Below are 8,828 nucleotides of genomic sequence, written 5' to 3'. Positions count from 1 at the left end.
GGCCGGCGGTTCGCTTGATGTGGCGTTCGAGATTTCAGGCACTGCCGCAGGCCTTGCCGCGGCGATCGCCAGCGTCCGGCGCGGCGGCACGGTGGTCCAGGTCGGCAATCTTCCCGGCGGCCAGATCCCGCTGCCTGCCAATGCAGTGATGGCCAAGGAGATCGACCTCAAAGGCACCTTCCGCTTCGGTACGGAGTTCGGCCGGGCGGTCGATCTCATCGTTTCGGGGGAGGTGGATGTCCTCAAGCTGGTGACCGCCGAGCGCACGCTTTCTTCCGCGCCCGACGCCTTCCTTCTTGCCGCCGACCGTTCACAAAGCGTCAAGGTCGTGCTCACTGCGGACTGATCGAGAAACGGCCCAAACGCATTGAGCCGCGCGAGACGTTGGCAGTCAAACTCAATCACTTGTTCTGTGCTGACGTTTCGTGGAACGGGTCGCTCAGATGGAACGCCGGCTCAGGGAAGAGGGAAATCACGCCGTGTGCAGTCCGCCAAAGATAGTCCTGGCTTTGAACTGCAGAACCAAGTTGTTATGGGCGGCTGGAAGCGACTAAGTGCCGTGTCCATTTCGGACAACATGTTCGCATCTGTCTGCTTGCAGTTGTCTGGGCTGTCGTTACAGACGAGGATAGCGCCCGCGGCACGTTTCGACTGCTGGCCGGTCATCGTGCCGAACGCCGTTGAGAATTGCATTGCGCGTGCGACCGCGCTTTTCCACAAATATATCGGCTCAATCGCGATTGCATGTGTGTCGTTTACACAGTCGGCTATGGTTTTGTCGCTCAGCCGCATCTGCGTCACCATTCCAGCACAGAATTGCGACTGTAGTTCCGCTTGCTCATCTCCGATTGCGAGCCCTGCAATCTCTGACCTTGCGCGGTCGGAAAGTGACACGATGTAAGGGGGCCGCGGGCCGTACCGGTCAACATAAGAAAATTCACAGGTATTCATACCCGTAGCTGAATCGTGTTCTTGAGAACCAGTAAGCTTTCCGAAAGTGATGATCGACTGTCCGGCGTCCAAGGTTGGAAAAAACTTCCTCTGGGATTGAATGTCATAGAAGTCGAAATAATAATCCATGCCGGCGCCGTCGGAGGTCTGCAATGCGCAGCGAAAATTCGATCTGATCGAGGCGGTAGAATAGCCGGTATTCTTTCCGCCGACGCGGATCAAAGAGATGTATTGCGTCACCCTGTCCGTTTGGTCGCTCACTCCGCGATCGTCTAGACCTACATTGACAATGTCGGGATTAAATAGCTCGGCCGTCACATAGGCTCTGTCTTGGTCGAACCAACTCAGCATGGCAGCGACCGTCGGGGTGAAGAATGCAGTTAATAGCGCAGCCACTGCCGCAGGAAACCCGATCCAGTCGCGTACGAGTTTTGCACCAAGTGTCACCTTTTGCCATCTGGTTGCCCCTCTACCGAGATCTGCCAGGCAGTGAGGGCATCGAATGGCTTTTAAGGAGATCGGCTCGTCACATTTCGGACATTGCCTCCCAGAGCCGGGGAATACAGATCTCGGGTCGGCCGTTGCCGTTGCCTTCTCTGTGCCGTCTTCCATGCTTGCCTCCAAATAATCGAGACTTACAGTCGTGCCTTCATGGTTTGATTGGCACGACGTCGCTGATCTGGACGTAAGGGGGTGGCTGGTCTCCCTTATTAAGTTTCGAGCGCGACGAGCCTGATGAGGTAAGCACCAGTTCAGCTGGACGTTTGCTCAGCAGCAGCTCGCGCAATTGGCTGCCGGAGTGTCGTTTGCTGCTGTCGGCAAGTGCCTTCGCTTGAATCAACGAAGCCAGACCTGCAATCAGCGCCGATGCGGCCGAGGTTCCGCCGAAGCGGGTATAGAGAAGCCCGGTCGGCAGGGGTGTTGTTTCGTCGATGACGTCCGCATCGCCGGCCAGGCGGGCAGGTACGTCAATCGCCAGAACACTGAAGGGTGAATATTCGGCTCCGGCCTTCGCACGTGCTGGCCCAACCGACCTGGCAATTGCGCTGCCCATCTCAGCGGCGAGGTCAATTCGTACGACATGGTCGGTGATCATAGCCTCGTCGTCACTCGGGCCGTAGATCGTAACGCCTGAAGCGTAGGTGCCGCTCGAGTAGGCGGAACGCCACCCCAGCTGATTGCCCGCGCCAACAACGATCAGAGATGTCGCTCCGAAGGGTGCCTCCGTCGCAGTCGCCAATGCCGCGGGATAGGCCGGTTCGGCCATTCCGTCATTCCCGGCCGCGAGAATGACCGGACGATCCGCTGCGATCGCTGCCAGGAGATGCTCAAAGATCTTCTTGTCGGTGGCCAACGCCTCGTCGTCGTCGAACCGCGTCATGCGAACACCCGTCCCAGACGCGTTCTTCCCTCTGGCCAACCTGCCGAGATCGTTCACCGATCGCGGCAGCAGAATGACATCGGCGCGACAGGCGACCGCGTGCAGAAGCGCGGTGACAAGTGGAGCGATTTCATGGCTGTAGGGGGTGGCGACCGGAATAATCGTCGCAAACGGATTCACGCCAAAGTACGGCAAAACGGCGCCATCGAGCGCAGGCGCCGACCCCGCCGGCGGCTCCTTCAGTGTCCGGCCTGCTATAAGACCGGCGCAAGAGGTGCCGTGTCCGGCAAAACGCTCTGCCGGATCGGCAGCGTTGACAAGCCGGGGCTCCCCTTCGGACATCGCTTTGATGCGCCGGGCAATATCGTCGCGAACGGCGTCGTCGGCGATCATTTTCAATATTGGAGCCATCGTCGCTTCAAGGTTCTGCCAGCCATCCCGGGCGGCGCGCCGGTCCTCCTCGCGATAGACTACTCCGTCGGTCGACACCGCCACGTCCAGCCGGGCTTCGATGCAGCTAGCTGGCAGATTTGGATGCCTCGATGTGCAGCCGCTGTCGATAATGGCGACCCGGCTCTCAGGCAGGCCCTTTGACCAGATTGGCGGCACAACGCCTGGTCTTTGCGCGTCGAGCAAGCCAATGCTGGCAAGATGCCAGAGATAGAAAAGAGGGGACTCGGTCCGCTCCTGTCCTGGTGCAGTGTCCGGTTCCATAGCTCCCCTCCCTCAGTGCCATTCCAGGAGAGCTTGACGCATCTCGCGGCTGCACAAATTGATGAAAAACGGTGCGAACTGCCTGGCCAGAGCCTGGCCGGCCTCCGTATCCGAACGGTAATGTAGCCCCGCGTGCTCACGGTTTTCGGCGACGCGCTCGGCAACGAAGAACAGTTCGGTTGTGCCGGGATGTTCCGGTATCAGGCGCGTGAGAACCTCGGCGATGCAGAACATTTGAAACGAATGGTTGCTTGGAAATGCCGCATGAGGCGGAACGGGGATGAATGGCCTCAACCGGGAGTCCACCTGGTTCGGTCGCTGGCGATTGAAGACGGCCTTGTAAAAGTAGCCAACGCGCTCGGCGACCTGCAGGATCAGTTCGATCATCCTCTCAGTACTGTCGAAGCCGCCGCTTTCGATGCCGAGAGGGGCAAAGATGTCCGACAGATTGGATGTGTCGGCCTGCGACAGGATCTCTTCCTGCCTGGCGCGATCGTTGACAAGGCTCAGTTGGTGAACGTGAAGCGCTGCAATTTCGGCGGCAGCTTCCGACGGACCCGGCGGCGGTTTTATCTGCAGGGCCTCGAAAGGGTAAGTCCCGTCCAACATCCCCGCAGCGTAAAGCCGCCTCACGACGTCCCAGGACGCGAGAACCTCGCCGACTGCGCCGCCGCCGCGCTCCACCTGCGCAGTTGATCTTGAACGTGATCGCGATCGCGATCTTGACCGCGAGCGGGACCGTGAGCGCGAAAGGACTTCGAAGCTGCTGCGGGAACGCGATAGGGATCCCGCAAAGGCCGCAGCGAACTTGTTCGCATTGGGCAGATCTTTAAAAAATTCCGTGAAGAGAGCGTTGTCTGTTTGAAGAAAGCCGATTTCGCCGCGTCTTGTCAGGACGATATTCGAACTGATCCTAAAATCCAGTTGGTCAACAGGTTGAAGTCCCATCTCTTTGTCCCCCATTTGCCCGGCAGCCTTCTTCGAAAAGGCTGCCCCGTGTTATAATTTCTGCAAGCGGTCGTCATGCCGGCTTCTGGAACATCGCCTTCAGTTGGTTGGCCGCGTATGGAAGAAAGAGCGATGCGCCGTAGAAAAGAAAATTCCCGACACTGGTGACGATTCCAGAAACCTGATCGGGCCGCACGATCGCAAAGTAGAGGACGACGTTGCTCGCGCCCCAGAATAGCGTAACCATCAAAGATGCCCCAAGCATGCCGGCTACACGACTGTAGCTCTCGACAGGAGCTACGCCGTTGTCGTCCTGGATATTCTTCTCCAACATAATCGATTTGTAGTCAATGCTTGTGAATACGGAGCGCAGAAGAAATATAGTCGCTCCGTTGAAAGCAATCAAAAGTCCCCATACCGGATAATTGTCCATTTTATTTCTCCCACAGAGTGATCACGTTTCGGGTGTGGACGCCACCGCAACCGATGGCGTCCATTGATTTGGGGAATGTCAGGCGGAAGACGACTGCAGGGCGTCGAATATCCACCCGCCGCAGTTCAGGCGTCCGTTTCCATCATCGGTGCCGTAGGCTCGCAATCGGCGAATCCCGTCGGCCCCGATGCTTAGGCGGCAGTCATGCGGCCGGCCTGCAAGGACTAGAAACGGCTTGGCGTCCGGCTGATCGATTTTTTCCAGCATTTCGAACACGGTGTCGTCGCCGTCCTGTTTGACCTTGCGTGCGTGAATGCGGTTATTGGCGGCAAATAGCCCATGCTTGCTATTCGGGAAGTCGAACAGATGCGTGTCGCTGATCGAGAGCGTGTCGTCCTTGAGCTCGACGATTAACGTCTCTGACGAGGCCGGCGTGATCGGCCGAGCTGGATCTTCACAGCGGCTATGACTAAGTTGGTTCGCCATACGCGTGCGAAAGTTGTTCATCACATCATCTCCTTTGCTTTGGCGGCGAGTTCAGACTCGAAAGGATCGTCGGGGATGATCGCGTGCAGAGGCCCAACGGGGTTGGACTTCATGACGTCGATCAGGTTGCGGCCAAGACGCACACCTTCGACAGCGTCCATCTGCCAATGCACACCGAGATAGAGACGGCTGACGGCATTCTCATGGATTGCCTGGGCAAGCGTCATCTGGCGGACATGGTGGGGACGCACGGACCCGTCCGGGTCGATGGCGCGGCCATCATACTCATCGGATACGAAGGCAAAGACGAGATCTTTGCCGCCGCCCAGAGCTTCAAGCAGCTCGCTTGCGAGCCCGAAGCAGGTTGAACCGAAGGTCGCATGCCCCGATGGATAGGCCGGAAACTGCGGCGTTCGTGACTTCGGACCATCGCCGCCACGCGGGACGGAATTCGTCTGTGGTGCCCCGAGGGGGGCCCAATGCGCATCCGATTCGACCAGCGAAGGTGTGTCGGGTGGCAATTCGAGCCATGCCTTGATGGAGGTATAGTCCGGTTTGCCGGCCTCTCCGGCGGGCATTGAGAGCCTGGCCTGATCGAAGGTCGGCACGGACGCGGTACCCTCCCTGAATCCGGCCTCGTTGGTGCGAAGCAAGGTTGCCGGCCGTGCGATATGATAGGTGAATTTTTCGCGCCACGCGGCAATGCCGGCATCGGCCATTCCCAGGTTGCAGATGGCCAGCAGAACGGCCAACGCCTCCGTCGAGAAGTTCGCCTGCTCCGCGATCGCGTGAAGACATTGATTGTAGAGGCGCGGCGGCAAGCCGATCCCGCGAACCCCGTCATAGGCCCAGAAGGTTCCGATGAGCGTTTCCTCGGCTGTTCGTGTCAACCGGTCGGTCCCTGGAGCAGCGCCTTTGCCGGCGACCAGGTCGCGATCCGCCGGCCAGTTCATTGCTTCGAGAAACGACCCCAGGGGCTCTGTCTGGCCCGGCTGCGGCGGCCGCTCTCCAAGGGCCTCGCTTGGCCCGACAAACTCTATCGCGCCGGCAGGGTAGGTGACGAAGGGCCTAACGTCGAAACCCCATGTCGCACCCAGCACGGCGGCGCCCAGGGGCGAATAGGGGTCAAGGCTGAAGGTTCCTGGTAGGCCGAAGGCGCGGTATTGCCTATCCCGTGTTCCCGAACCGTCGGCGGACCGAGCGTCCGCGAGCATCCGGCCGATGGCAGCGCCATACTCGAGCCCGTTTTCGATCGCCTGCGCCGACTGGCCCTTTTCATACAGATGCAGTCGGTATTCCGTAACGAGCTGCTCAACGAAGGCGTCTTCGAACAACAGCCGGATCGTGACCGACGCCGCTCCGGCGACAGCGGCTTCACGGCTGATCACGGCAGGCGCGGCAGGGAGCATGGGCTGATATGCGGCCAGCCGAGCAAACCGATGATGGTTGTTGTGGAATGAAGCCGGATCGGCCATCAGCAGGGCGTCGTACATGGCGATATGCACGATTGCCAGCGCGCGGGACGCACGCGTCGGCCCGCCCACTTTCGGTTCAAGCTTTGTTCGGCCTTTTCCGGCCTCGTCGATGCCCGTTCCATCGCCGAACGTATAGTCCTGGCGTTGCGCTTCGAGTGAAGCCCTGCTCCAGAACAAGATCGGATCAAATTGATCTAACATTTTTTTAGCCTCCATCTTGGTAGCGCAAGCAAGATTTTGATTTCAGTGCGCCGCCGACGCGGGAAATGACCATGCCCGCGTTCCAAAACCGTCCGAATTTCCGTCGTTGTTGCGTGAAAAATGCGTGAAAAGACCATCACTGAACGCGCGATCGAGTGAGATTGTGTATTCTTTTGCGGTCTATGCTATAGAGATGGCCGGGGTTCGAGGGTAGGCTGGAAATGGCCATGCAACTCATCGCGCGGCTTACGCTGCGGGGCATCTTTCGACTTGAGGATATGCACGGCCGTCAGATTGCCGTGCCGAGCAAGAAGGCACGTGCCTTGCTTGCGATTCTTGCGTTTTCCCGGAACGGGGAGCGTTCCCGAGCCTCGCTGCAGGACATGCTATGGGGGCGATGCGAGAAGACGGAGTCTCAAAACAGCCTTCGACGCGAGCTGTCATCGTTGCGCGCGCTGCTCGCGGGGGACTTGGCCGATCTGCTTCATATCGATCGCGAAACCGTCTGCCTTCGGCTCGACCGGTGTGACGTCGACGCATTGGGCGAGGGTGAAAGCGCTCAGACGAACGGAACGCTTCTTGAAGGCCTCGACATTGCTGGAGAGGAAGGGTTCGAGGAATGGCTGCGCGAGAGGCGAAGCCAGCGGCAAACGGCGGCGCCGAGAGTGACCAGTCCGGGGGCCGACGACACTCGACGCAGTGGCGCGCAGCCCGACAGGCGTCTGGTCGTGAGCATCGGCTTGGATGCTTGGCACAATGGTGCGGTCGGCGCCATGATTTTGCCTGAACTCTTTCGGCAGGCCGTCATCTCCGGCCTTGAGGAAACGGGCTGCTTTCGGGTTTCCGTCCCGGATCCCGCTCGCAACGGGCCGCGAAGTGCTGCCGACGCGCAGGACTTGGATCTGCTGATCAAGACGGAGAGCGCCTACGATACTCTGGCGGTTGCCATTATGTGCGTCGGTTCGACCAACCGGGACGTTATGGTCAGCATGAGTACGGTGGTAAAGCTTGGCGGAAAGACGCTGGCACTGGAGCGGGATCTTCAGGCCTTCGCAACCAACTGTGTTGACCGTCTCCTGCACCGGAACATTCTCTCGCTCGATGCGCTGGACGATTCCCATCTCAGCCGAAAACGGCTTCTGACTGCTACAGCGCAGATGTTCAGCCTTAGCCCGTCCGACGTCAGAGCCAGCCGTGCGACGCTGACCGAAGCAAATGGACTCAGCCGCCAGGGCATCTTTCATGCTTGGCGCGCGTATCAGGCTGTATTTCTTTACGACCGTTCGCATGCCTACGACTATCGCCTTACGATCGAAGAGTGCAAGGACGACATGCGCGTGGCTATGGACCTTGATCCATTTAATGGCGCAGCCCTGTCTCTATGCGCCCACGTACACGCGTTCCTCCTTCAAGATTTCACTACTGCCGGAGAATATTTGGAAAAAGCAAGGCAGACGGGTACACAAAATGTCATGTACTACGACGCATTCTCTATGCTAAACTTCTATACTGGACGTTATTCAGAGGCTAGGGCAGCGGCTAAGAAGGCAGAGATACTTGGAAAGAACTTGACGTTTCGATATTGCTTCGCGACGTCACTGTGCATGATTGAGGCGATGTCGGGTGATTTCGAAGCGGCCGCCCGCGAGGGGCGTCGCGCTCTCGCGCTTGAACCGGGGGGGCGCGAGATTTCGTATCCCCCGACACTCCGCTATTATGGGGCTGCGTTGGCGCATCTCGGCCTCAAGGACGAGGCCCGCGAACTGTTCGGCCAGCTTCGGACGAAGGACCCTGATATCGCCAGCCAGAAAATCAGAAACAATTTCGGGCCATTTCCCAACCCGAGAAGCGTTGAATTGATAGGTTCGGCTCTGGCTAGCGTCGGTCTTTAGGCGGCATTTCATCGACGACGTATCGAGATCGAACTCGGTCGTTCGGATTGATTGGGCCTCGGCCGTTAGAGCGGTGCAGCCTCCTGCCGATATGTCCGGAACGGACCCTTGAGCGACCCGAGACACACCCTGTCGCCAGCGTTGTCGACATAGTAGTGTCGTTGCCGCCATAGCCGACCATCGTATCGGCGCCGCCACGGCCGGCGGCTTCGCCAGCCTGTTCGACGCCACGCCCGCGCAATGTTTCAAGGTTCCATCTGACGTGGCCTACCAGGCGGCCGCACTTGCCGAGCCGCTAGCGGTGAGCCTGCACGCCGCCACGCGGGCGGGCGACATCAGGGGCCGCA

8 protein-coding genes and 1 pseudogene are annotated in these 8,828 nt (G+C 59.2%); 3 read left to right on the top strand and 6 right to left on the bottom strand.

Annotated features, from left to right (window positions below):
* Positions 1-346 (top strand): zinc-binding dehydrogenase (locus X773_RS0140340; protein ID WP_031213369.1); only part of this gene is annotated, 346 nt, incomplete at its 5' end.
* 110 nt (positions 347-456) lie between these two features.
* Here X773_RS0140340 and X773_RS72770 read toward each other — a convergent pair.
* The 6 genes from X773_RS72770 to X773_RS72745 all read right to left on the bottom strand — a co-directional run bounded on the left by X773_RS72770 (position 457) and on the right by X773_RS72745 (position 6,589).
* Entirely contained in the window at positions 457-1,563 is a 1,107-nt protein-coding gene (locus X773_RS72770) for a hypothetical protein (protein ID WP_156937508.1), read from the bottom strand.
* A gap of 37 nt (positions 1,564-1,600) precedes the next feature.
* On the bottom strand, positions 1,601-3,046 hold the full coding sequence (locus X773_RS72765) for a S8 family serine peptidase (protein ID WP_023680788.1): 1,446 nt from the start codon (positions 3,044-3,046) through the stop codon (positions 1,601-1,603).
* 12 nt (positions 3,047-3,058) lie between these two features.
* On the bottom strand, positions 3,059-3,994 hold the full coding sequence (locus X773_RS72760; RefSeq protein ID WP_198023675.1) for a phosphatase PAP2 family protein: 936 nt from the start codon (positions 3,992-3,994) through the stop codon (positions 3,059-3,061).
* A gap of 73 nt (positions 3,995-4,067) precedes the next feature.
* Entirely contained in the window at positions 4,068-4,427 is a 360-nt protein-coding gene (locus X773_RS72755; RefSeq protein ID WP_031213365.1) for a hypothetical protein, read from the bottom strand.
* A 78-nt stretch (positions 4,428-4,505) separates the two neighbouring features.
* A complete protein-coding gene (locus X773_RS72750; protein ID WP_023680785.1) occupies positions 4,506-4,934 on the bottom strand; it encodes a hypothetical protein in 429 nt (142 codons plus the stop codon).
* The gene (locus X773_RS72745) at positions 4,934-6,589 is read right to left on the bottom strand and encodes a vanadium-dependent haloperoxidase (RefSeq protein ID WP_023680784.1); all 1,656 of its coding nucleotides are present in this window, start codon (positions 6,587-6,589) and stop codon (positions 4,934-4,936) included. The genes X773_RS72750 and X773_RS72745 overlap by 1 nt, the downstream gene beginning before the upstream one ends.
* 227 nt (positions 6,590-6,816) lie before the next feature.
* On the opposite strand from X773_RS72745, the gene X773_RS72740 reads away from it, so the two are divergent.
* Both X773_RS72740 and X773_RS78820 read left to right on the top strand, forming a co-directional pair.
* The gene (locus X773_RS72740; RefSeq protein ID WP_156937507.1) at positions 6,817-8,481 is read left to right on the top strand and encodes a hypothetical protein; all 1,665 of its coding nucleotides are present in this window, start codon (positions 6,817-6,819) and stop codon (positions 8,479-8,481) included.
* A 202-nt stretch (positions 8,482-8,683) separates the two neighbouring features.
* Positions 8,684-8,828 (top strand): annotated as a pseudogene (locus X773_RS78820) (L-idonate 5-dehydrogenase); the annotation flags it as partial.

The sequence above is a fragment of the Mesorhizobium sp. LSJC280B00 genome (assembly GCF_000502835.1).
Lineage (GTDB): Bacteria > Pseudomonadota > Alphaproteobacteria > Rhizobiales > Rhizobiaceae > Mesorhizobium.
The sequence above is the reverse complement of the archived record's forward strand: the minus strand, read 5'-3'. Positions and strand labels throughout refer to the sequence as shown.

Excerpts from the sequence above, each read along its gene's own strand:
- X773_RS72770 (WP_156937508.1), bottom strand. The coding sequence starts at position 1,563 with ATGGAAGACGGCACAGAGAAGGCAACGGCAACGGCCGACCCGAGATCT.
- X773_RS72765 (WP_023680788.1), bottom strand. The coding sequence starts at position 3,046 with ATGGAACCGGACACTGCACCAGGACAGGAGCGGACCGAGTCCCCTCTT.
- X773_RS72760 (WP_198023675.1), bottom strand. The coding sequence starts at position 3,994 with ATGGGACTTCAACCTGTTGACCAACTGGATTTTAGGATCAGTTCGAAT.
- X773_RS72755 (WP_031213365.1), bottom strand. The coding sequence starts at position 4,427 with ATGGACAATTATCCGGTATGGGGACTTTTGATTGCTTTCAACGGAGCG.
- X773_RS72750 (WP_023680785.1), bottom strand. The coding sequence starts at position 4,934 with ATGAACAACTTTCGCACGCGTATGGCGAACCAACTTAGTCATAGCCGC.
- X773_RS72745 (WP_023680784.1), bottom strand. The coding sequence starts at position 6,589 with ATGTTAGATCAATTTGATCCGATCTTGTTCTGGAGCAGGGCTTCACTC.
- X773_RS72740 (WP_156937507.1), top strand. The coding sequence starts at position 6,817 with ATGCAACTCATCGCGCGGCTTACGCTGCGGGGCATCTTTCGACTTGAG.